We start from the raw sequence: 19,302 nt of genomic DNA, 5'->3' as shown, positions 1-19,302 counted from the left end.
CGCGGGCCCGCCCCTTCCATACTCGCCCCCTCCTCTCGCACGAGTCAGCCGGGACCGGACATGACCACCACACCCGAGCTCGGCGTCCACCGCGCCGTCATCGGGCCGCTCAACGGCGGCAACACCCACGCCCGCGTCGACCTCGGATTCGGCGTCCGCGTCAACACACGCCTCAACCTGGCGGTCCCCGGACAGCCCGGCATCCGACACGTCCGCGCCTGGATCAACGAACACGGCCCCGACGTCGCCATCCGCGTCACTAAACCCGGGCCCGTCAGAACCTCGGCCGACCTGGTCGACGTAGACCCGCCGGACCTCTACCGCGCGGCCGTGGTACGCGTCGTCGACGGCGACACCCTCGACACCAGCCTCGCCCTCGGGTTCGGCGTCCGTATCGACGCCCGGCTGCGGCTGCTCGGCCTCAACGTCGCCGAGAAGACCACCCCCGACGGGGTGAACGTCGCCGCCTGGGTCTCCTCCTGGGTCACAGCCCAAGACGACCAGATCGTCGTGGAGACGGTCAAAGACCGGCGGGAGAAATACGGGCGGATGCTCGCCGTCGTGCACGGCAGCAGGCCGGGCGTGCCGTCGCTGAACGAGCTGCTGATCGGCGCAGGCATGGCCGTGCCCTACGACGGAGGTACGCGTGACCGCTCGTAAACCCCTCGACGTCCCAGCGCTCGCCGCCGCCTACACGGCCGGCGCGTCGATCCGGGCGTTGGCCCGCCGCCACGGGGTGTCCCCCGTGGTGATCCACCGCAGGCTCCGCGGCGCCCGAGTACAGATGAGGCCGGTCGGCGGCCCACCGGGCGGGAAAACCCCGCCCAAAGTGCGGCAGGACATCGCCGACGGCTACGCCGCCGGCACGCCGATGGCCGACCTGGTCGCCCGCTACCGGCTGAGCGACCAGACGATCCGGGAGATCGCCGCCGCCGCGGGGGTACCGCTGCGGCTACCCGGCGCCCGGAAACGGCTCGACCGGGCCGCCATCGTCTCCTTGGACGGGCAGGGATGGCCTGCGGACGCCATCGCCGTCATGGTGGGCGGCAGCGTCCACCAGGTCCGCAAAATCCTCCGCGAGTTCTTCGACCGGCAACCGGCGGCGGGTTAGAACAAAGGTTCGGTCTGTGCTTCGAGGTCGATCTCGACGCGGAAATGCTGCGGGTCCTTGGCGAGGGACACCGCCACCCACTCCTCGACCAGGCGGCGCGTGTTCACCACGGCCCGTCTCACGCCTTGGCCGTGGTTGACGCCCCGGCACAGGCAGTCGCATTCGGTGTCCGGCCTGGCGGTGTAGCAGCGGGCGTCGCAGCGCTGCGTACGGCCGCCAGGCCGGAGGATCGCCAGCATCGTCGCCATCGCCGGCAGGTCAGCCGCGGATGAACCCCGCGACGACCTGCGGAAGGGAGGCGTCCACGTCGGCGACGTTCAGCACGCCGACGTCGCGGGGGTCGGCGATCGTATGGCCCGTGGCGGCCATCGAGGCGACCACGACCCGGGCATCGGGGTTCACGAGGCTGCGGTAGCGGGCGAGCGCCTGGGAGGGGTGGGCGCGGCCGGCCCACGTCTCGTTGTCGGTGAACACCACGAACCCGTCCACCGTGACCGTGTGGTGCGCAAGCGCGTACGTGAACGGCAGTGACAGGTCGGTGCCGCCGCCGGACGAGTCCCAGGAGGCGATCTCGCGGAGGTTGGTCCGCGCGGTCACTTTCGAGGTGTGGACGCTGGTGTCGACATCGATGACGTGGACGCCTCCGCGTTCGATGCGGGCGAGCATGACCGCCATCGCGCACCCCACCTCGTACGGGGTGCCGATCGCCGACCCGCCGGACACCACCTGGTTCCAGGACATCGACCCGGAGGAGTCGACCGCGACCAGCAGCCGCCTCCCCGACGGCTCCACGCTGCCGAACGCGAGCTCGTAGGTCCCCTCCAACGCGTCCAGGATCGCCGGCACCGGCCGCCACGTGTTGGCGTCGGCGCGCGGGTTCGGCTGGGAGCGGCCCGAGCCGTAGACGCGCAGCGCGAGCCACGCGTCCATCGGGTGGATACGCGCCTTGATGAGCGCGTTCGCGTCGGTGAGGCGCGCTACGGCGCGGCGGGTGGCGTCGCCGAGCGGCTTGAGGGTGCCGATGCGGGTCATGCGGGCCAGGTTGCGGATGAGCGCGGTCATGCCGACCGTGTCCACCAGCGCGTCCCACACCGCCGGCTCTTTGAGCATGGCGTCGGGGAGGAACTCCCACGGCACCCGCTCCTCGGTCACGACCCGCACCGCCTCCTTTACGGTGGTGACGGCCTTCGCGGTCAAAAACCGGTCGACGGCGACCAGCTCATCGCGCGCCTCATCGTCTGAGACGTTGCCCGCGATCCACCCGAACAGGACCCGGCGCTGCACGTCGTCGGCGGCAGGGTGGGCGATGCGCAGCACGTCCCGAAGCGAGAACGCCTCACCCTGCGGGGTCTTGCGCTGCGCGGCCTTGCACGCCCGGTACGCCACATCGTCCGGCGTCCCCTGGAGGAACCACGACCCGAGCGCGGTGCGCAGCGAACGGCCCACGCGCGGCGCCATGCCCCTGCTGCTGGGTTTGCCGCCGAGGTTCTTGTAGTAGCCGAAGAACATCGCGAGATGGTCCGTGGTGCGCACGATCGCGGTGAACACCTCCTTGACCGCCTGACGAGTTTCAGGGGTGCCCTTGGCGAAACAGGCGGCGAGCGCGAACAACGCCGGCCGCGGCTTCGGTGCGCGCGGCGGCCGAGCCGTGGAGACGTCGTGGATGAGGGCGACGACACGCGGACCGTCCTCGGTGATCGCCTGGAACAGCACATCGGCGTTGTCGGCGGTCAGCTTGTCCTCACCCACGTAGTAGGTGCCGCCGGATGTTCCGAGCAGGATGAAGTCCTCGACGCGCTGCCACGTGTCCTTGGCGAACACGTAGCCGTCGGCGGCGTTGCGGACCTGGTCGGCGCGGCCGGGGATGAGTTGGGTCTGCGGGGTGGTGAGGGTGGACACGGCGGCGAGGGGGTCACGGGCCATGCTGGTCTCCTGGGTTCGACCCGCCCCGCAGGGGGCGGATGTGGGGAAGGGCGGATATGGGGAGCGTCCACCGGGTTTTCAACTGCTGCTCTAACCTTCTGAGCTACACCCCGTGCGGGGTGGCGGGACTTGAACCCGCGACCTGCGGTTCCCGGTAACCGATGGACTTCGACCCGCCCCTCCGGGCGCGTGTTCTTCGTCAGCCCTGCCGGAGGCGCGGATGTGGCGCTTTCAGCCGGGTGCCCGCCAATGGGCGTCGGGTTCCCCGCAGAGGGGTTTGGTCCCGACAGGAATCGAACCTGCGATAACCGGCCGGAATTCGACCCGCGCCCCCGGCAGGGCTGACGAAGATAGGGGTCAGGTCTGGAATCGGCGCGGATATGGGTACGCTCACCGGGTTTAGGCGCTCTAGCCGCTGAGCTACGCACGCCTTTCAGCGTGCGGCGGGATTCGAACCCGCGACATCCCCATTAACAGTGGTAACCGACAAGGCTTCGACCCGCACCGACACCAGACCTGACCAGGTCGCAGAGCCGGGGAAAGACACGGATATGGCGCAGGCACCGGAATTCTTTTTCTGCACAGTAACCGATGCCGTTCGACCCGTGTCCTTTCCAGGCCTTGCGAACTGCACCGAACGCTACCGGCCTCCGCCAGACCCCACATCCGAATTTCCGGGGGTTCTCCCGAACCCCCGGAAAAGTGATCGCATACCTTCCGAGCTATGCGATCACTCGCGTTGGCGGGCGCGGTACGCGCGCTGCGCCGCGGCCCTCCGGCACGACGCCGAACAGTAGCGGGCATCGGCGCGCGGCCGGACCCGGTTACGGCCGTCGTCCTGCCACCGGAACTCCCGGCCGCATCCGGGCAGCTCGCACACCTTCGGCTCCGGCACCACGCCGCGGCCATGACAAGACGGGCATGTGACACCCATAGAGCACCCCCCGGGGGGCTAGAAGGTCGCGCCGCACCTTGACGACGTAGTCCCTTGCTTCGACACCGATTGCCATCACGTGCGGGTGTAAGGCGGCTGCTTCAGTACCGATTCGACCGCGCCGCCGGACGCGATGATCCTGCCTCGCAGGTCCTGCCACGCCGCGCGGATCGAACCCTGGTTCCAGCATTCGAACTCCACCACCCACGGCCGCAACCCTTCAGGGTGCTTCCACCAGGAGATGGCCACCTCGTCGGGTTCGCCGTCGAAATCACGCACCTCCCTCTTCACCTGGGTGGGGAACGCGTTGACCAGGTCGAACATTTGCTCGAAAGCGCCGGGAACACTGATAACCCACGTCGCTTTGTGCCATGTGCGGGCGTCGATCGCCGCGAAGCTGACCTCCCGCTCTTGCACGGTGTGGGCCGGGTCGTAAGCTTCAGCGTCCTCCTGCCGGGCGAACACCTGGATCTGCCGGTCGCCGTGCTCGCCTGCTATCGCGAGGTACACCTTCGGCGGTGTCTGGGCAGATGCGCGGAGCCCTGCGACCTCTTCGCGGAGCTGTTCGAGTTCGTGGACGAGCTGGTCCCGGGTCGCGCGGTAGGCCGCGTCCGGACCGCCGGTGAGGATCTCCTGGTACAGCGCTTCGACGTCGTGGTGCAGCTCGGCGCCGGTGGGCGCGAGCGCGCTCTTCACCAGGCCGGCGATTGAGCTTGGTCATGTTGCTACTCCATGTGAGTGGTGCGGACTCGCCGGAGCCACCCGTCGACCATGGGCGAGTCCGGCCTGTCAGCGAGAGGGGGTGTGGGCCTTTCGCAGTGGGAGGGGAGAGGGGCCGGTGCCCGCCCCCGAGCGGGCACCGGACTGTGGGAGGGGGTTAGGCGATGCGCAGGTGGCGGAGGGCGGGAGGCGCGCACACCTTGCCGAGCGGCCCCGGGTCGAGGTGGTGCTGGGCGCGGGTGACCGCGACGTAGTTGAGGCGGATCTCCTCGGGGGACAGGGGCTTGTCGTCGTCGGGGGTGCGGGCGTCGTCGGCGACGCGGACGGTGGGCCACTCGCCGCCCTTGGAGGAGTGGATGGTGGAGATGGTGACGTCGCCCTCTTTGACCTCCCGGTACTTGTCGGCGACCTCGATGAGGGCGTCGCAGCCGTGGGTGTCGACGAGGTTGACGAACGTGGCGAGTTCCCCGCCGTCGACCTCCTGGTCTACGTAGTCCTGCACTTGGCCCCAGGACTGGAATCCGGCGAGTTCGACGTGGTCGGCGGGGCGGCCCGCCTGGAGGTCGCGGGCGGCGTAGGCCATGTCCCGGATCTCCTTGTAGCCCTTCAGCAGCAGCGGCACCTTGCCCGCATGGTGGGCGGCCATGACCTCTTCCATGGCGGTGGCGTTGGTGCGGGTGAGGATCGCGTCGGGGGAGGGGGCGGTGCCGACGGTGGAGTTGATGGCGGGGTTGCCGGTGAGGCAGAGCGGGGTTTCGGCCATGCCGAGCCATGTGTTCGCCAGCAGGGCGATGGCCTGTCCGAAGCGCCACGACTGGGTCAGGTACAGGCGGGCGTCGGCGCGGATCTGGGGGAGGGCGTTGACCGCCCCGTTCCATTCATTGATCTGCTGGGCGCTGTCCCCGACCGCGACGATTTGGCTGCCGGACGCCTGCTGGAGGTCGATGTAGGCCGACCTCATCACCGGGCTGATGTCTTGGGCTTCGTCGAACAGGACGATGTCGTACCCCAGGTTGGGGTTTTTCTGCCGCATGAGGCGCAGCTGGTAGGACTTGAGGTAGATGCCGCCGGTCCACGCGAGCTTGCCGTCGCGGGCGCGGATGTCGGCCCGGTAGGCGTCGATGTGGGGCCGCATCTTCTGCTGGTAGGCGCGGATCTGGGCTTCGCCCGCGATGCCGTGCGGGATGCGGATGTGCTCATCCAGCACTTCGACTGCGTCTGACTTGCAGTAGGCCATGACCGCTTCTTTGGCGAGGCGTGCGATCTGGGCCGGGCTGAACTTGGCGTCGCCGATGACCACGGCCTGGGTGATGCCGAGGAAGCGGGCGATCTGCTGGCCGGATTGGCGCTGGGGGATGTCCAGGCGGTGGCGGTGGCTTTCGGGGATGGCGTGCCAGGCGGGCTTGTGGACGGTGGAGCAGGTGACGTTGCGCGGCATCCTGTCCTTAGCGTCCAAGATCACGCTTTTGTTGAAGGCCGTATAGAGGATGCGCTTGCCCGGCAGGGCGTGGGCGACGGCGCGGGCGGTGCTGCTCTTGCCGGCACCGGCGCCTGCCTCGACCACGGTGTGTTTGCCGGATGCGACGGCTTCGACGATGGCGTGTTGTTCGTCGGTCAGGTTCATGTGGGGGTTCCTTCCGGTGGGGGCAACCGGGTGCGCCGCTTGCGACCCGATTTACACTCAAACTATAGCGCTGATTTTGAGTGGTGTCTATCTGGTTTGCGGCGGTGCGGGGGCGTGCGGAAGCAGACGGTAGGAAACCCGGCGGTCTACCGTCCCGCTCCGACGCATCCGCCCCTATCGGCCCAGCTCAGGAGCGACACATGGCACCACCTCGCAAACGCCGCGCCACCGACGCCGACCCCGCGCCGCTCGCACCCGACCCCGGTGACCACCCGGCACCCGCGCCCCCCGACACGCCGCCGACCGCGGACCCCGCGCCGCTCACACCCCCCGACGACGACGCGCCGACGCCGTCCCAGGACCACACCAGCCAAGCCGCGCCGCTCACCCCACCCGAAACGCCGCAACCCCAACCGGTTGTCTACGAACCGCCGCTCACCCCGCCCCCGACCTCCCCGTTCGGGCAGGCCCCCACCTACGACCTGCGGTGGGAAGACGGCACCCCCGCCGACCCAGACCAGCTGTTCACCGACCCCGGCGCCCAATACAGCTACATGGTGGTCACCCGCCGCGTACTGGAGCGGTACCTGCTCGACGGCGCCCAGACCTACGGCCAATCGCTGCGGTACAACGCCGGCGCCCGCATCCCGAGAGCGGAGGCAGACCGTATCCGCGCCCGCATGGCACCCTCCTGACCACGGGGGCGTCCGGCGGCGCTCCCGCGCGGCGCGGCACCTGGAAACGGGGATCCTCGGTGCCCGCGCCGCGCGGCTGCGCCGCCGGACAGGAACACGCAGGAGAAGGGGCCGCACACGTTGGCGGACTGGCCGGTCATCCCAGAACGAGTAGCGGCCCGCGCGGGCCTGCCGCTTCCTCTCGCCCCCGCCCAACGCGCCGCCATTGAGGAAGCCGTCACCGACGCGCTCGCCCAGGCCGCCGCCGAACTCGGCAAGCTCCCCACACCCGAGACCATCACCGAGACCGGCGTGCGGCCGGGCCCGCGCGGCGGCTGGCAGCTCTCCTACGACCCCGTCATCGCCGTGGAGTCCGCCGCGCCGGAGAGCGGGCAGGACGGGCACCCGACCGGCCTGTACACGGTCACCTACCGGGCCGGGCTCGACCCCGCCACCGACCGCGTGTACGGGCAGGCGCTCTCCCGGTTCGTCGCCGCCGCCGCCGCAGCCTCGCCGATGGTGCGGCGCCTGGCGCAGAACGTGCCCGGCGCGCGCCTGGTGCGGCAGGTGAACGTCGAAGGGCAAGGAATCACCTACGAAGACACCCCCACCAGCAGCAGTGGCAGCGGGGGGGCGGGGGCGGCGCCTACCGTCGACTCGCTGAAACGGTGGAAACGCCGCGGCGCCTACCAGCAGCCGGGTATCGCGCCCCACCCCATGGAAGGCTGGTGGCTGCGGGAGGAACCGTGGCGGTGATCCTGCCCACCACCCTGTTCGCTGTACGCCGCGCGACGGTCACGGTCGACGGGCACGGAACCCGCTCCCCGTCAGGCTGGGGCGCACCGGGGCGGGAGCGGCCGGGCCGCATCGTCGCCGAACCCGCCGAAGACGGCGAGCGGGACGGGCCCGGCATGTGGGTGCTCGCGGTCGACCCCGCCGAACAGCCGCTGAGAGCCCGTGACCTCATCGTGGAGCCGTCGACCGGCCGCCGATGGGTCGTGGCCACCGCCGATGCGCGCGACCACGCCGTCGACCCCGCCGTCGACTGGATACGCGTCCAAGCGTCACTCCAGTGACGCGGCGTCCGGCGTCAACTCGGCGTTGACGCCGCGCCGAGCCGTTCCGGTTCGTTGTCGGCGAGGTTGCGGAGCTGGTCGGAGAACTCCCGCGCCTGCGCCGGTGTCAGCCGCGGCGACGGGCCGAGGTAGAACACCATGATGTCGCCGAGCGGCATGCGCGTCGCGGCGAACGGAAGCGTGGGCGTTGTGAGCACAATGCCGTCTATTGTCCAGCCTCGCCGGGTGTCCCCGGACCGTTGAACACGCCCGCGCCGCATACGGCTGATCTATGCTCGCCACTACGGAAACCCCCGTAGTGCCTCGGGCCGCCCCCCTGCTTCTCCGATCGTGAGGGACACGCACAGATGGCCGCGCAAGACAAAGCTCTGGCTGCCTGGCAAGCACTCAACGAGCGCCAGCAGACCTACATGCGCATCATCTACCGAGCCGACCAGGAAGCCGAACGGTGGCATAAGGGGGCGTGGTCGCGCGGCGAGCGGGCCGTGTCGGCCGCCGAGTGGCGGTGGATCGAGTACGGACCGGTAGGCACCTTCAAAGGTGCGTCATTGGGGGAGCTGCAGCAGGCCCTCGCCGATGCCGGAGTCCGCAGCCAGGGCACCGGATCCACCCTGAAGGTGCTCCAGACCACAACCTCGTCCAGCTGCGCACGCGGCCGGCGATCCTCGCGGAGTACTACCTGGACGTGAAGCTGACGCCGCAAGGCCGGGCGGCGTGCCGTGCGGGCGGGCTTGACGTCGGCCGCGCCGGCACCCGCCGGAAGGGCATGCTGTCGGAGACCCTCTGGGGAATGATGGTGCAGGTGTGGGAGGCTGGTCAGGACGGGCTTGCCGTCCGCTACAGCGGCGGGGCCTGGGAGCAGTTCACCGGCCGCGAACCCGCCCCCTATATGCGGGTCGGCGACAACCCCGACGGCCGGTACTCCTACCGGATGCACCTGACCGACGCGGGCCGCGACCACTACCGCGTCTTCTGGGACGCCTACGCCGTCTGCTACCAGGGTGTGGCGGCGCCCCACCCTGACGGCGTCGAGGTGTGGCCATCGGCCGTCGACGACGCCCTCGCCCGGCTCGGCGCGGTGAGTTCGACGCTGTCCGCTGAAATCACCGGTTCGGATGCCGCTGCCGGCAGGCTGGCCGGCCTCGCCGAGGCGCTGCCCGAGGTCGGCTGGCCCTCCCTTCCCAAGCCGACCGACGTCCCGCTGTCCCCTGACATCGCACGCGCTGTCGGTCGCCGGGACCGGGCCGCGGCGGCGGCACGCCGCGCGGTCGAGCAGGCTGCCGCCCGATACAAGGCGGCTGTCGACCGGCAGGCCGCCAAACTCGGCGAGGTGCTCGCCGCGCACGCCGCCGCGCTGGAAGAGCCGTACCGCACCGCGTGCATCCGCTACGCCCTGGCCGCTGCGGCGGTGGTCCAAGCCGCCGCCGCCGGCCGCGACCCGGTCGCCGCGCTCAAGGTAGACCCGGCCACGGTCCGGGTGTGGCCGCGGCTGCCGGATGCTCCGGTCACCGGCGACATCGAGATCGACTTCAGCCTGACGCGCGCCTGGACGGCGGCGGGAGGCCGACCCGCCAAGCGCGGCCGCAGCCGCAAGACCGCCCCGGCCGTCGGGTCGGATCTGATGCGGGAGTGCGACGCGCTGACGGGTTACGCGGACGCGATGGCGGGCCTGGTCGCTGGCGGGAAGCTCCTCCGGCTCCTCGCACGCCACACCTCCCGCTAGCGCCGGCTGAACTTGCGGGGCAGCCGCTGCCCCGCGCCGAGCGCCTTCGCCGCCCGCGACGCCGACCGGACCCGTGGCGCGCGGCGGCGGGGTCCTTGCGGGAGCGGCTGATACCCGCCCGGACGGCCGCACCCTGGTCCGTACGGTGGTTCCAGGAACACCAGGGTCAGCACCTGGTAGGGCTTTTCGAACACCCACCACAGCACCCCCGCGCCGCAGGGGGCGTTGAACGTCCAGATCCCGTTTCTGCGGTCGCCCGGGTTCAGGTCGACGTACACGGAGGCGGTCACCGTCCCGTCCGGTTCGCGGCGCATCCACACCGCCTCCCCGCCGCCGTCGAAGACGCAACGCCAGCCACCGCCCCGCGGCGCCCATCGGCGCGGCCGACGCGCCATCACCTTCCCTTCGATGACTGTTTTTCCGCCCGGGTACGCCAGTGCTCGCGCACCGCCGCAAGGCGTGTCTGACGGTCCCGCTCAAGCCGCTCGATGTGGCGTCGGCTGCCGGTCAACCTGATCAGGGGCTCATCATTCTCGGCCAGCACGTGCGCAACCTCGTCCATGTCGACGACGACCGTGTAACCCATGTCGGCGTGGATCCGCTGGAAGACCTCCTCCGCTAGCAGCTCGACCTGCACCTCTTTCCACGAGATCGGCCCGACGAGCGGTGTCAGGAGCTTGATCCGACGTTCAAGGTTTTCGCACGTACCGGACCAGCACCCTTCGTAGGCGTTGAGCCGCGCCTCGCACATGTCGTTCCACAAGTGGATCAGTTCTTCACGGATCGCGTCCAAAGGCAGATCTGCCGAGTTGTCGAGCGGGCCTCGTATTTCGTTACGGCGTGACACCATCAGCGTTCCTCATCTCGTTGCAGGGCGCTGTCCGGTTCCACGGCTGGTATCCGACCCGGGGGATCACACGCCGCATATGCCGGACGAAACGCGCCACCCCTTTCTCCGGCCCGGTGACCGTGACGAGTGTGAGGCGGTGCAGCAGCCCGCCGTCGTGCTCGACCGCGACGTCAAGGCCGCACTGCCCGGCGCACAGGATGATGCGGCGCAGCGTGCGGCGCGACCGCGGAGAGTACGTCCGCGTCTTCCCCAGGAAGCTGTAACGGCCGTGCGGCGTCAGGGGCAGGCACTCCTTGCCCCACGCGAGGTAGACGTTCCCGGGGACGTTCACGGATTTCTCGTTCACCGCTTCGCTCTCCTGGCCCTGCTGCGAGTCCGCGCCCGATAGGCCACCCTGAGGGTTCTGGCCGCGCGGCGACGCTCGGCACGGCTGCCCCGAACATGGCATTCCTCATCCAGCCGGTCCCGCCGGCACAAGATGCACCAGAACGCGCCGCACCGCTTGCACTCGCAGAACTCGTGGATGTCGATGTCAGTGAGGATGAGCCGACCGTGATGGTCGCGGTAGAAGTCGTGTTTCACGCCCTGCCCTCCTCGGCCTCTCGCGCGTGGTAGACGCCTCCGGGGATGTTCAGGAGGCGACGCCACGTCACGCCGACACCTCGTACACCTCGGCGATCTGACCGGCGTCGTTGACCTCGATATGGCCGGTCGGTTCCGCCCCGATCACTCTGGCGACGTGGTCGTTGATCAGCACGGCATGCACCGGAATGCTCGGACGGCGCATCCACTCCCCGTCCAACGACCCGATCGGCCGTGAACCCGGTACGGGCCGGAGCACCACGAACTCGGTCCTGCCGGGCACGGCCTTGACGGTGACGCCCACGATGAACCGCCACCCGGGCCCGGTGTATCTGGGATCCGGGTGTATCCACGGGGGCAGGTCGTCCGCGCCGAGGTCCAGCACGATATGAGGTTCCCGCAGCTCCCGGGCGAGGTCCTGCTTCATTTCGGCCACCGCCTGGTCGTCCAGCTCGCTGGACACGAGCCGGTAGGCGGCGGGGCCTGGACATGTGCCGGGCGGCAGCAGCGGGGCGCAGATCTCCAGCATCCCCACCACGCCGTTCCCGCCGCGTTGTTCGGCGACCACGGGCGGTAGCGGCTCCAGTTTTACCCGCACCCCGTAGAGGGTGAACAGGTGCGTGCCAGGGGTGAGCGGCCCGAGCTTTGGCACCAGCGCGGTCGGGTAGAGACCTCTCAGCAGGTTGAGGAACGCCTCCAGGTCGCGCGCCTGCTCCATGGTGATGGTCTGTTCGACCGCATCCCTGGAGGCACCGTGGGGGAGGATTGCGTCGTGGCGGCGCTGCCTGATCTCCGCCACGAGGGGGTGGTTGTGGAGTTTGGCCTGGATCCGGTTGTTCATCCGCATCTGCTCCAGGGAGATGGCCTCTATCGCGTCGGCCGCGCTGATCACCGTATAGACCGGCTCGTCGGGCTGGGTGCTCACAACCACTCCTTCTTGTGTCCCGAGTAGCTGAACCGGTAGGGCGCGGCGACCATCCGCAGGGTGCGGCATGGGTAGGGGTCGCCGCCGCACTCGTGGCACTTCTGCACGCACCTCGGCTGCTCAAACGGGCCGCGTGAGACGACCGTCGTGGTCGGGGCGTGCCATTCGAGGAGCGCGACGTCGGCCTCGCACCGGTGCCCGTTCCACACGCCAGGCTTGCCCGCCTGCTCCCTGATCGCCGCCCGCACCCACTCGACGAACTCTGCCGCCGCGGCTTCCTTGTCGGCGGGCAGGGGCGGCACCTTGACGGCGACGCCGCGTCGGTCGCAGTTTCGGCAGGTGCCCGGGATCGGCCCGTTCGAGTCCGGGGCCGGGTAGCGGGGGTCGAGGTCGACCGGGAGCTGGTCCATGGGGTCGCTGGTCCACCACGTGCAGTAGTAGTCCCGGTAGCCGTCGTTGTGGAGTACGTACCGCATCAGGGCACGTCCAGAGGTTCGGTCGCGATCGTGGTGCCGTCGTACAGCTTGGCCGACAACACCACGCCCCGGTCGTTGAGGTGGGAGGCGGCGCTGATGGAGATCTCCTCCACGATGGCGGGGGCCCAGGACGGCACTGAGCGGGGGCGGCCGGTCATGTAGTCGTCCGCGAACTGCTCCAGCCACGCGCGAATGGCCGGGGCGGGGTCGGTGAACTGCTCGGCGAGTGCGCGGGCGGCGTGTTCGAGGCCGGGCAGCATCAGCGCGTCGGGGCTGTCGGGTTCTGTGCCGCGCTTACGGTAGGCGGTTTCGAGGGCGTCGAGGACAGTTCGTTGGGCAGCGACGGCGCGCAGCACGCTGTGGGGTTCGCGGCCTAGGAAGATGTCGGCGTCGCGGCTCTCGTAGCAGGAGCCGGGGTTCTTGAGGACGTTCTTGGCGAGCGTTTCAGCCTCGCCGAGCTTGGCCTTGAACTCTGTGATCCAGTCGGTGGCCACGCTGTCCTCTCCTGCCAGCTCTCGCTGGGGCGCACGCGTCAGGGGGAGGTCGAGTCTGTCGAGTTGGGTGCGCGCGTGGTCCATCAGTCCTTCGGCGAGTGCGCGTTCGCGGCCGTCGAGGAGGTCGGGGCTTTCTTCGAGTTTGTCGAGACGCCACGCGGTGCCGTTGCTGCCGATGTAGTAGAGCGCGGGGCCGTCAGGGGGAGCGGGGTGTTGGGGCATGGGTGTGCCTTCCTGCGCGGGGATGGGCACGGTATGGGCGGTTGCGGCTTAACGTCAGCGCCCGATATAGAAGTGGGCCACCCTCCGGTTGGGCACCCTGGGGGACGGCTGTGTGGGGTTTACCCCGGACGAGTCATGCGCGCCGCCAAAGCTGCGTTGCGCGGTCCCACACGAACTCGCCGCGCTCGGCGCGCCGCCCCAGGTCGTTGAGGTCTTCCAGCCCGTAAATCTCGACCTCGACCTCGCCAGGGAACCGCCCGGACCACACCGCCCGGCTGTTGGTGTGGTCCTCGCAGCTCAAGGCTTGCTGCCCGCATTCGGGGCAGCGCGCCGTCGAACACCCCCAGCCGTGAAGCTGTCCAGGCGCGGCCCCACAGCTCGGGCACGGGTGGGGGCCCGTCGTGGGGACCGTGCGCGGCATGCCGGCACGTCCGGCCTGGTGTGCGCGGCTGATGATCCCGATCATCACCTGGACGGTCGACGGCTCCCACATCGCGAGCCATTCGACGACCTGCCGGTCGTAGGCGCCGAGATCGACCCCGGCCTGCTCACACGCGGCCAGCAGGTGGCGGGCTCGGGTGCCGGAGACCAGCCGCTCAGGGTCGCCGGACTCAACCCGCCCTGCTGCGTGGAGCGCGCGACATTCCTGGTTGAGGGGCTCGCCGTAGGTGTCGTGCTCGTCTTCGTACGGCCCGAACATTTCAGGATTCCTCTTCGGTCGCGCGGGCGACCAGCCCGGCCTCTGGGATGAGCGAGAACGCCATGGAGACCGAGTGGGAGCCCTTCAAGAGTTGAAGAGCGGCCTCCATTCGTAGGTGAGCTCAGCGGAACTGCCGTCCGGTGAGACGGTGGTGGCGACCAGAACGGCATCCCCGATGCGGCGTTCGTCGAACGTCAACGGGACCTTCTTGCCGATCTGGCCGTCCCAAGCGGTGGGGGCGAACCTCGCGTTGGGTTCGGCGGGTTGGCGGATCGTCCACCTGCTACCTCGGTGGTGATGACGGGCTGGGCGGCGGAGTTGCTCATAGAGGGCTCCATCACGGGGAAGGGGGCGGGGGTTGGTGCTGCGGAAGTCGGGCGGTGCGGTTCAGTCTTGCCTTCAGCAGTACTGAAGTAGTCGGCGTGGTTGCGAGGACTGATCAGATTTCGCTTTGCTGCACCACCTCTTGCCTAGTTCGATAGACAAAAATTGTCTATGCATATAGCCTGTCATCATGAGTTCATACATCGAGGCCATTTTCGACCAGGCGGACATTCCCGAGAACCTCGATCAGACCGAAGCCGAAGTCGAGGCCACCGTTTACCGCGCAACTGCCACTCGAACCGGCAAGTATTGGACCGCCACCGTGCACGACCTCCCGGACGGCCAAGTCGTCCGAGCTCAAGGCTCGACCTGGAAAGAGGCTCGAAACAACGCCCTCGAATGCGTGCTCGAACTGCTCGGCCCCACGTCTGGCACCGTCGGCGTCCATCTTTCCCCGGCCGACCCGAAATTGGACAAGGCGCTCAAGGCAGTCGGTGCCGCACGCACCGCACGCGCCTACGCCGAGCAGGCCGAACGCGACGCCGTGCGCACCGCGGCGCACCACCTCATCGGCAATGGCTGGAGCACCCGAGACGCCGGCAGCGCGCTGGGCTTGTCTCATCAACGCATCTCCCAGATCATCAATCAGTCCACCGACTAGACTGTAGGGGTCCTGGTCATTTGCTTGGTTGGGATACTCCACCGCCCTGCGGGCTGGTTACCCGAATATGCAGAGCGGTGAAAGCCCCCGCCGGCCTTGCGCCGGCGGGGGCTTCTGCGTGCTGCCTCGGGCGACTTCACCCCTCGGCGGCGAACCTGCGGCATAGCTCCACGTGCCCCGGGTCGGCAGACTTCTGCCCTGGACGGTGCGCCGAGCCGTACGGTGGCAGGCAAAGACCCCTGTGTGCCGCGTGGAGTCTGAACACCCCCCACCGCGCCGGAGGCCTTCTTGTCGATGCCGATCCGGCGTATCCGCCGGTGACGCCTGCGGCTGATCCTTTCTAGCGGGGCTTGCGGGGCCGGCCGCCGCCGACGCCTTGACCAGGGCGGGCGGCGATCACGCGATCGAGGGTGGCCCGCTTGATGTGGGCCACGCCGCACACGTCCGTCCAGCCGGGCAGCCTCCCCGCAGCGCGGTCGTGTCGAATGGTTGCGTACTTCACGCTCAACTCCGCGGCGGCGTCTTGCTCGTCGAGAAGGTCGGCCGGATGCTTGTCGGAACCCTGCGGCGGCGCCTGGGGCTGCTGGCCGTCACGTGCGGCTTCGACGTGCGTGCGGTCGTAGAGCAACGTCTTGCGGCCGGGGTTGAGCGGGGCTAGGCCGTATGCCGCGCCGCCGCCCTTGTTGCGCCAGGTCTTGTAACTGATGCCGAGGATCTCGGCGGCTCCTCGCCCGTCTACTGCATCGCTACCGTGGGGGATCATGTGAAAAACCATACCACACTTCCGCCCTGTTCTCGATGGATGGTTCGCTGGTTGTGTGGGAAGTTGCGGGTCGCGCGCCGAAAAACTTCACCGCAGAAATGGCCTGAGACACTTCACTTAGGGGCATGAGTGCGGTATAGTTTCTTGTGTCGGGAGGAACACGACCCCTCCGGACTAACCAGCCGGAGGGAGCAACCAAGCAACGACCAGAAAGAGAAACAACATGCCCAGCAAGAACCCCAAGATGCAGAAGAGCGAATGCAGCCAGTGCGGCACCGTGTTCAGCCGCCCGGTCGGCTCGATCATCCGCCATGACGACCCGACCACTGGTAAGCGCTGCGTCGGCAGCATCCTGCCGACCTCACCCGCCTTCTAGCCACTGAAAGGGATGCCCCCGCCATCACGGCGGGGGCATCCTGCCATCGCATCCCTGATGGCATTCGAAGCACTCCCCGCCGGGGCCGGGCACCCTGTCGAGCATGATGACAGGGGTTGTTCACAGCATCCGCACACGACCGGCCTGTCAGAGGGTCGTTCCGGGGGCTGAACCAGTGGCGCGTTGCCTACGGCGCGGCGGTAGCCGTCACAGTCGGGCACGCCGGTTCGGGTCACACATGGAGAATGTTGATGCCGGGTTCAGGGTCTCAGTGGTTTGGGGTCGGGGAGGCGTAGCCGGTCTACCGCTTCCTGGCGGGTCCGTTCGGGTCGCCGGTCGTAGGCGGCGGTGGTAACGGGCGAGTCGTGCCCGGCCAATGCTTGGGCGGTGGCCAGGTCTACCCCGGCGTCCAGCAGGTTGCCAATGAACGTCCGGCGAAGATCGTGCGGGGTCTTCCGCGACGCGCCGGCCTGCTTGAGGCGGCGGGTGAGGATGTCGGCAACGGCCTGCCCGGACAGGTGGAGAAACCTGCCCTTCGCCAAGCGGGCGCGGTGGCCACCCCGGTAGAAGCCGATGAAAAGGGGGCCGGGTTTCTTTCCGCGGACGGCGAGCCAGGCTTCCATGCGGGCGACGGCGCCGCTTTCCAGATAGACCTTGCGTTCCTTGTTGCGTTTGCCGATGACGCGCAGGGAACGCTCGGCGGAGTTGTAGTCGGCGAGGTTCATCCCGGCGACTTCGGCGCGGCGGCACCCGGTGGAGTAGAGCACGGCCAGCAGCGCGGCATCGCGTTTCCCGGCGGGGGTGTCGTTGGCGTCACAGATGTCGAGGGCTGCGGCGAGGGCCTCGTCAGGGACGTGTTCCCCGGTAGGAAGGCGGGTGGCCTTCACGTTCTTGATATCTGTGGCGCGTTGGTAGGCGTCGGCGGGCATGATGCCCAGCCGCCATGCTTCTTGGAGGACGCGGCGAAGGGCGACTAAGTGCAGGTTGATGTAGGCGGGGCTCCAATGGAGTTCTTGGAGACGGGCACGGATACGCATGGTGTGGGCGTAGTCGAATAGGTGCCAGTGGATGCCGTCACCGGTGATGCCGTCGGTAGCTGGGTCGTCGGGGTCGCGGCCTGCGATGATGCGGGCGAGCCGGTCCAAGCTGGCGCGCATGTTCCGGCGGGAGTGGGCGGATTCGAGGCTGTCGATGTACACCCAGTAGGGATTGCGGTCACGCGGGACGCCGGGCGCGGTCGGGACTACACGCCCGGCCGCCGTGGCGGCCGGGACAGGAAGCATGTCAGTCATCGATCGAGCCGGATGCGAGGTTCACGAGGATGTGGATATCGGTCGATCTGTGCGGCCAGCGGGCGACGCCGCCGTCTCGGTGGAGGTGGAGCAGGGTACGGCTCGGCATGGTGTAGCCGACTTCTAGGGGCACGGTCCTTGGGGGGATGCTGCGGACCGTGGTGAGGGGCGAGGGCGCCTCGTTCGCGCAGTCGGGCAGCAGGGCTGTTCCGGTGGAGCAGCCGTCGGCGGTGACGCTGCACCTCCAGGCGAGGGTACCGTCTTGATCTGCGCCTTGCTGGGCGAGGTCGAGGCGGGCGGTGAGTGGCCATGGGAGGCGGGTCAGCGCTTCGGCGTTGCCGGTGCGGTCGGCGTCGGGGCCTGGGGGCTGGCCGAGCTTGGCACGTAGGTGCATGTAGGTGCCGGCCATGAGGCGGGAGTGGATCAGAGTGAAGGCGGCCGCTTGTTCGGCGGGCCAGTCTGCCGGATCCTTGGCGTGGAGCTGGCCGATGGCGTCGATGTAGCCGTCGTTGAACCAGTGGTTCGACTGTGTGCGGAGTCGGGACCGGATCTCGGCGAACGTCGCGGCGGCTTCAGGAGTGGTGAGAATGTCGTCAAGGAGTGTGGCGGCGGCGTCTTCGTGAACGGTTCGGCCCATCGGTGGCTCTCATCTCGTCGTGTGGCGGGATGTTCAAGATCGTATCTGATTACTAACGACAATGCGCGTTGTCACAAGATCTTTTTGATAGGGTGGGGATATGACCGCCCCCACGCCGTAAGGCGACCCCTCCCGCCCGGTTCAGCGTCGACACGAGCACGTCGTGCACGACCTCGACTCTCAGCCGAACATCAACGTATGGGACAAGCCCCGTCCTGCCGGACCCCCTGTGTCCGCGTCCCTGCGCCAGACCAACGGCCAGCCAATCTCCCTCAACGACTTCGAGACGTTCCTCCGCGCTCGGATGGAGACCGCCGGCGGCGAGCGCCTCGCGCTCCTCAACGCGGGCGAGGCGGAGACCGTCGGCGGTCTGCTCGACGAGCTTGCGGCCCTCTACCCGGGGGAAGCGATCGGGCGGCTCGCCCGTGAGATGGCTGTCCGCATCTACGACCGGATGGGGCTGTAACCATGGCCACGACCCCCAGCGGTCGTCTTCCCGACGAGTTGGCCGCGCGCGGCTACCGCAACATCGTGGACAGCCACCACACAGAGCTGTCCCGGGCGCTCGGCCGTGCCGAGCGGACCCTGCGGGAACTTCGTGAACAGGTCGAGCGCGGCAGCTTCGGCTCCGCCGCACACATGGCCCGTCTCTTGCAGCGGTACAGCGCGGAGCTGAGCGGCTACGCCACCTCCCTGCACACGTTGGAAGAGGTGGCTGTTCCTGGTGCCCGACTCCGGAAAGGAGCCGACCAGGCGACCACTGCCAAGCGGCAATTCCTGAGGCGCGTGGTGCTCCGCCCGTGATCGGGCGACCGTGCTCGTGGGCCCTATATATATACGTCGGGACTGGTGTTCGAATCGGTGTGTGGCGGAAGGGCGGGCCGTCTGGTAGCGGTCCGCCTGACGCGTTTTCAGGGGTTGCCGGGTTGTGTCCAGTGCCAGCCCGCGGGGAGCTCGGCGTCTGCGGGGAAGCGGCGCGGGGCGGTGAAGTACTCGTAGCCGGCGCCTTGGCAGTAGTGGCATACCTGGGTTGTGGTGGTGCCGGGTCGGCGGGTTGCGCCGTAGGTGTGGCAGGTGAGGCATTCCTTGGTGAAGGGGTATCGGGCCCAGCGGTAGGTCGTTTGGTGGTCCATGGGGGTTTCCTGTCGTTCAGTACCACCATCCGGAGGTCGGGGTCGGCGACGCGGCGGCGGGTTCGGTGGTGGGTTGTGCCGG

At 68.9% G+C, this 19,302-nt stretch carries 27 protein-coding genes and 1 tRNA gene; 11 read left to right on the top strand and 17 right to left on the bottom strand.

The genetic code is table 11. The features are described from left to right. Positions 1-60: 60 nt before the first annotated feature. On the top strand, positions 61-660 hold the full coding sequence (locus BLQ73_RS20085) for a thermonuclease family protein (RefSeq protein ID WP_093172147.1): 600 nt from the start codon (positions 61-63) through the stop codon (positions 658-660). Then, positions 647-1,111, top strand: a complete 465-nt coding sequence (locus tag BLQ73_RS20080; RefSeq protein WP_093172145.1) for a helix-turn-helix domain-containing protein — start codon at positions 647-649, stop codon at positions 1,109-1,111. Before BLQ73_RS20085 ends, BLQ73_RS20080 begins: the two co-directional genes overlap by 14 nt. Here BLQ73_RS20080 and BLQ73_RS20075 read toward each other — a convergent pair. From BLQ73_RS20075 to BLQ73_RS20055, 5 genes are all read right to left on the bottom strand, one after another. Continuing rightward, positions 1,108-1,359, bottom strand: a complete 252-nt coding sequence (locus BLQ73_RS20075; protein WP_093172143.1) for a hypothetical protein — start codon at positions 1,357-1,359, stop codon at positions 1,108-1,110. The two genes, BLQ73_RS20080 and BLQ73_RS20075, sit on opposite strands and share 4 nt — an antisense overlap. Before the next feature lie 10 nt (positions 1,360-1,369). After that, positions 1,370-3,034, bottom strand: coding sequence for a TROVE domain-containing protein (locus BLQ73_RS20070; protein ID WP_093172141.1), 1,665 nt, complete (start codon positions 3,032-3,034; stop codon positions 1,370-1,372). 278 nt (positions 3,035-3,312) lie between these two features. After that, positions 3,313-3,458 (bottom strand) — tRNA-OTHER (locus BLQ73_RS32560). Between the two features lie 585 nt (positions 3,459-4,043). Next, complete coding sequence (locus BLQ73_RS20060) at positions 4,044-4,664, bottom strand: hypothetical protein (RefSeq protein WP_093172139.1); 621 nt, start codon at positions 4,662-4,664, stop codon at positions 4,044-4,046. Between the two features lie 181 nt (positions 4,665-4,845). Further along, positions 4,846-6,312, bottom strand: a complete 1,467-nt coding sequence (locus BLQ73_RS20055) for an ATP-binding domain-containing protein (protein ID WP_093172137.1) — start codon at positions 6,310-6,312, stop codon at positions 4,846-4,848. A 200-nt stretch (positions 6,313-6,512) separates the two neighbouring features. Between BLQ73_RS20055 and BLQ73_RS20050 the strand changes: the two genes are divergently transcribed. From BLQ73_RS20050 to BLQ73_RS20040, 3 genes are all read left to right on the top strand, one after another. Next, the gene (locus BLQ73_RS20050; RefSeq protein ID WP_093172135.1) at positions 6,513-7,007 is read left to right on the top strand and encodes a hypothetical protein; all 495 of its coding nucleotides are present in this window, start codon (positions 6,513-6,515) and stop codon (positions 7,005-7,007) included. Between the two features lie 120 nt (positions 7,008-7,127). After that, positions 7,128-7,742 carry a hypothetical protein gene (locus BLQ73_RS20045; RefSeq protein ID WP_093172133.1) on the top strand — a complete coding sequence of 205 codons (615 nt, stop codon included), beginning with the start codon at positions 7,128-7,130 and terminating at the stop codon, positions 7,740-7,742. Beyond that, positions 7,715-8,062: a hypothetical protein gene (locus BLQ73_RS20040; protein ID WP_143020341.1), complete on the top strand. Its 348-nt coding sequence runs from the start codon at positions 7,715-7,717 to the stop codon at positions 8,060-8,062. The genes BLQ73_RS20045 and BLQ73_RS20040 overlap by 28 nt, the downstream gene beginning before the upstream one ends. 14 nt (positions 8,063-8,076) lie before the next feature. On the opposite strand, the gene BLQ73_RS20035 is transcribed toward BLQ73_RS20040, so the two are convergent. After that, positions 8,077-8,259: a hypothetical protein gene (locus BLQ73_RS20035; RefSeq protein ID WP_093172129.1), complete on the bottom strand. Its 183-nt coding sequence runs from the start codon at positions 8,257-8,259 to the stop codon at positions 8,077-8,079. Between the two features lie 150 nt (positions 8,260-8,409). On the opposite strand from BLQ73_RS20035, the gene BLQ73_RS20030 reads away from it, so the two are divergent. Beyond that, positions 8,410-8,751, top strand: coding sequence for a hypothetical protein (locus BLQ73_RS20030; RefSeq protein WP_093172127.1), 342 nt, complete (start codon positions 8,410-8,412; stop codon positions 8,749-8,751). Then, positions 8,748-9,785 (top strand): hypothetical protein, encoded by a 1,038-nt coding sequence (locus BLQ73_RS20025; protein ID WP_093172125.1) that lies wholly within the window; start codon positions 8,748-8,750, stop codon positions 9,783-9,785. The genes BLQ73_RS20030 and BLQ73_RS20025 overlap by 4 nt, the downstream gene beginning before the upstream one ends. On the opposite strand, the gene BLQ73_RS20020 is transcribed toward BLQ73_RS20025, so the two are convergent. The 7 genes from BLQ73_RS20020 to BLQ73_RS19985 all read right to left on the bottom strand — a co-directional run bounded on the left by BLQ73_RS20020 (position 9,782) and on the right by BLQ73_RS19985 (position 14,034). Further along, a complete protein-coding gene (locus BLQ73_RS20020) occupies positions 9,782-10,180 on the bottom strand; it encodes a hypothetical protein (protein ID WP_143020340.1) in 399 nt (132 codons plus the stop codon). The two genes, BLQ73_RS20025 and BLQ73_RS20020, sit on opposite strands and share 4 nt — an antisense overlap. Beyond that, entirely contained in the window at positions 10,180-10,635 is a 456-nt protein-coding gene (locus BLQ73_RS32555; protein ID WP_176955561.1) for a hypothetical protein, read from the bottom strand. The genes BLQ73_RS20020 and BLQ73_RS32555 overlap by 1 nt, the downstream gene beginning before the upstream one ends. Then, the gene (locus tag BLQ73_RS20010) at positions 10,619-10,981 is read right to left on the bottom strand and encodes a hypothetical protein (protein ID WP_093172121.1); all 363 of its coding nucleotides are present in this window, start codon (positions 10,979-10,981) and stop codon (positions 10,619-10,621) included. The genes BLQ73_RS32555 and BLQ73_RS20010 overlap by 17 nt, the downstream gene beginning before the upstream one ends. A gap of 303 nt (positions 10,982-11,284) precedes the next feature. Further along, a complete protein-coding gene (locus BLQ73_RS20000) occupies positions 11,285-12,142 on the bottom strand; it encodes a hypothetical protein (protein WP_093172116.1) in 858 nt (285 codons plus the stop codon). Next, a complete protein-coding gene (locus BLQ73_RS19995) occupies positions 12,139-12,618 on the bottom strand; it encodes a hypothetical protein (protein WP_093172115.1) in 480 nt (159 codons plus the stop codon). The genes BLQ73_RS20000 and BLQ73_RS19995 overlap by 4 nt, the downstream gene beginning before the upstream one ends. Then, positions 12,618-13,334 (bottom strand): hypothetical protein, encoded by a 717-nt coding sequence (locus BLQ73_RS19990; RefSeq protein WP_093172113.1) that lies wholly within the window; start codon positions 13,332-13,334, stop codon positions 12,618-12,620. The genes BLQ73_RS19995 and BLQ73_RS19990 overlap by 1 nt, the downstream gene beginning before the upstream one ends. 133 nt (positions 13,335-13,467) lie before the next feature. Next, a complete protein-coding gene (locus BLQ73_RS19985) occupies positions 13,468-14,034 on the bottom strand; it encodes a hypothetical protein (protein ID WP_093172111.1) in 567 nt (188 codons plus the stop codon). A 514-nt stretch (positions 14,035-14,548) separates the two neighbouring features. Here BLQ73_RS19985 and BLQ73_RS19980 point away from each other — a divergent pair. Continuing rightward, a complete protein-coding gene (locus tag BLQ73_RS19980) occupies positions 14,549-15,019 on the top strand; it encodes a hypothetical protein (RefSeq protein ID WP_093172109.1) in 471 nt (156 codons plus the stop codon). A 340-nt stretch (positions 15,020-15,359) separates the two neighbouring features. Here the strand turns inward: BLQ73_RS19980 and BLQ73_RS19975 are convergent, their stop codons facing one another. After that, positions 15,360-15,782 (bottom strand): hypothetical protein, encoded by a 423-nt coding sequence (locus BLQ73_RS19975; RefSeq protein WP_143020339.1) that lies wholly within the window; start codon positions 15,780-15,782, stop codon positions 15,360-15,362. Positions 15,783-16,005: 223 nt separating this feature from the next. Here BLQ73_RS19975 and BLQ73_RS32550 point away from each other — a divergent pair, with 223 nt between their 5' ends. After that, on the top strand, positions 16,006-16,158 hold the full coding sequence (locus BLQ73_RS32550; protein WP_176955560.1) for a hypothetical protein: 153 nt from the start codon (positions 16,006-16,008) through the stop codon (positions 16,156-16,158). A 260-nt stretch (positions 16,159-16,418) separates the two neighbouring features. Here BLQ73_RS32550 and BLQ73_RS19970 read toward each other — a convergent pair whose 3' ends face one another. Continuing rightward, positions 16,419-17,450 (bottom strand): tyrosine-type recombinase/integrase, encoded by a 1,032-nt coding sequence (locus BLQ73_RS19970; RefSeq protein WP_245691218.1) that lies wholly within the window; start codon positions 17,448-17,450, stop codon positions 16,419-16,421. Next, on the bottom strand, positions 17,443-18,087 hold the full coding sequence (locus BLQ73_RS19965) for a hypothetical protein (protein WP_093172103.1): 645 nt from the start codon (positions 18,085-18,087) through the stop codon (positions 17,443-17,445). Before BLQ73_RS19965 ends, BLQ73_RS19970 begins: the two co-directional genes overlap by 8 nt. Before the next feature lie 163 nt (positions 18,088-18,250). Between BLQ73_RS19965 and BLQ73_RS19960 the strand changes: the two genes are divergently transcribed. After that, positions 18,251-18,553, top strand: coding sequence for a hypothetical protein (locus BLQ73_RS19960; protein WP_093172101.1), 303 nt, complete (start codon positions 18,251-18,253; stop codon positions 18,551-18,553). 2 nt (positions 18,554-18,555) lie between these two features. Continuing rightward, entirely contained in the window at positions 18,556-18,891 is a 336-nt protein-coding gene (locus tag BLQ73_RS19955) for a hypothetical protein (RefSeq protein WP_093172099.1), read from the top strand. Between the two features lie 107 nt (positions 18,892-18,998). Here BLQ73_RS19955 and BLQ73_RS19950 read toward each other — a convergent pair whose 3' ends face one another. Then, complete coding sequence (locus tag BLQ73_RS19950; RefSeq protein ID WP_093172097.1) at positions 18,999-19,220, bottom strand: hypothetical protein; 222 nt, start codon at positions 19,218-19,220, stop codon at positions 18,999-19,001. Between the last annotated feature and the right edge of the window lie 82 nt (positions 19,221-19,302).

Source organism: Sinosporangium album, from assembly GCF_900100605.1.
Classification (GTDB): domain Bacteria; phylum Actinomycetota; class Actinomycetes; order Streptosporangiales; family Streptosporangiaceae; genus Sinosporangium; species Sinosporangium album.
The sequence above is the reverse complement of the archived record's forward strand: the minus strand, read 5'-3'. Positions and strand labels throughout refer to the sequence as shown.

Excerpts from the sequence above, each read along its gene's own strand:
- BLQ73_RS20070 (WP_093172141.1), bottom strand. The coding sequence starts at position 3,034 with ATGGCCCGTGACCCCCTCGCCGCCGTGTCCACCCTCACCACCCCGCAG.
- BLQ73_RS19985 (WP_093172111.1), bottom strand. The coding sequence starts at position 14,034 with ATGTTCGGGCCGTACGAAGACGAGCACGACACCTACGGCGAGCCCCTC.
- BLQ73_RS32550 (WP_176955560.1), top strand. The coding sequence starts at position 16,006 with ATGCCCAGCAAGAACCCCAAGATGCAGAAGAGCGAATGCAGCCAGTGC.
- BLQ73_RS19995 (WP_093172115.1), bottom strand. The coding sequence starts at position 12,618 with ATGCGGTACGTACTCCACAACGACGGCTACCGGGACTACTACTGCACG.
- BLQ73_RS20020 (WP_143020340.1), bottom strand. The coding sequence starts at position 10,180 with ATGGCGCGTCGGCCGCGCCGATGGGCGCCGCGGGGCGGTGGCTGGCGT.
- BLQ73_RS19965 (WP_093172103.1), bottom strand. The coding sequence starts at position 18,087 with ATGGGCCGAACCGTTCACGAAGACGCCGCCGCCACACTCCTTGACGAC.
- BLQ73_RS20050 (WP_093172135.1), top strand. The coding sequence starts at position 6,513 with ATGGCACCACCTCGCAAACGCCGCGCCACCGACGCCGACCCCGCGCCG.
- BLQ73_RS20055 (WP_093172137.1), bottom strand. The coding sequence starts at position 6,312 with ATGAACCTGACCGACGAACAACACGCCATCGTCGAAGCCGTCGCATCC.
- BLQ73_RS19980 (WP_093172109.1), top strand. The coding sequence starts at position 14,549 with ATGAGTTCATACATCGAGGCCATTTTCGACCAGGCGGACATTCCCGAG.
- BLQ73_RS19950 (WP_093172097.1), bottom strand. The coding sequence starts at position 19,220 with ATGGACCACCAAACGACCTACCGCTGGGCCCGATACCCCTTCACCAAG.
- BLQ73_RS19990 (WP_093172113.1), bottom strand. The coding sequence starts at position 13,334 with ATGCCCCAACACCCCGCTCCCCCTGACGGCCCCGCGCTCTACTACATC.
- BLQ73_RS19955 (WP_093172099.1), top strand. The coding sequence starts at position 18,556 with ATGGCCACGACCCCCAGCGGTCGTCTTCCCGACGAGTTGGCCGCGCGC.
- BLQ73_RS19970 (WP_245691218.1), bottom strand. The coding sequence starts at position 17,450 with ATGACTGACATGCTTCCTGTCCCGGCCGCCACGGCGGCCGGGCGTGTA.
- BLQ73_RS20085 (WP_093172147.1), top strand. The coding sequence starts at position 61 with ATGACCACCACACCCGAGCTCGGCGTCCACCGCGCCGTCATCGGGCCG.
- BLQ73_RS19975 (WP_143020339.1), bottom strand. The coding sequence starts at position 15,782 with ATGATCCCCCACGGTAGCGATGCAGTAGACGGGCGAGGAGCCGCCGAG.
- BLQ73_RS20030 (WP_093172127.1), top strand. The coding sequence starts at position 8,410 with ATGGCCGCGCAAGACAAAGCTCTGGCTGCCTGGCAAGCACTCAACGAG.
- BLQ73_RS20075 (WP_093172143.1), bottom strand. The coding sequence starts at position 1,359 with ATGGCGACGATGCTGGCGATCCTCCGGCCTGGCGGCCGTACGCAGCGC.
- BLQ73_RS32555 (WP_176955561.1), bottom strand. The coding sequence starts at position 10,635 with ATGGTGTCACGCCGTAACGAAATACGAGGCCCGCTCGACAACTCGGCA.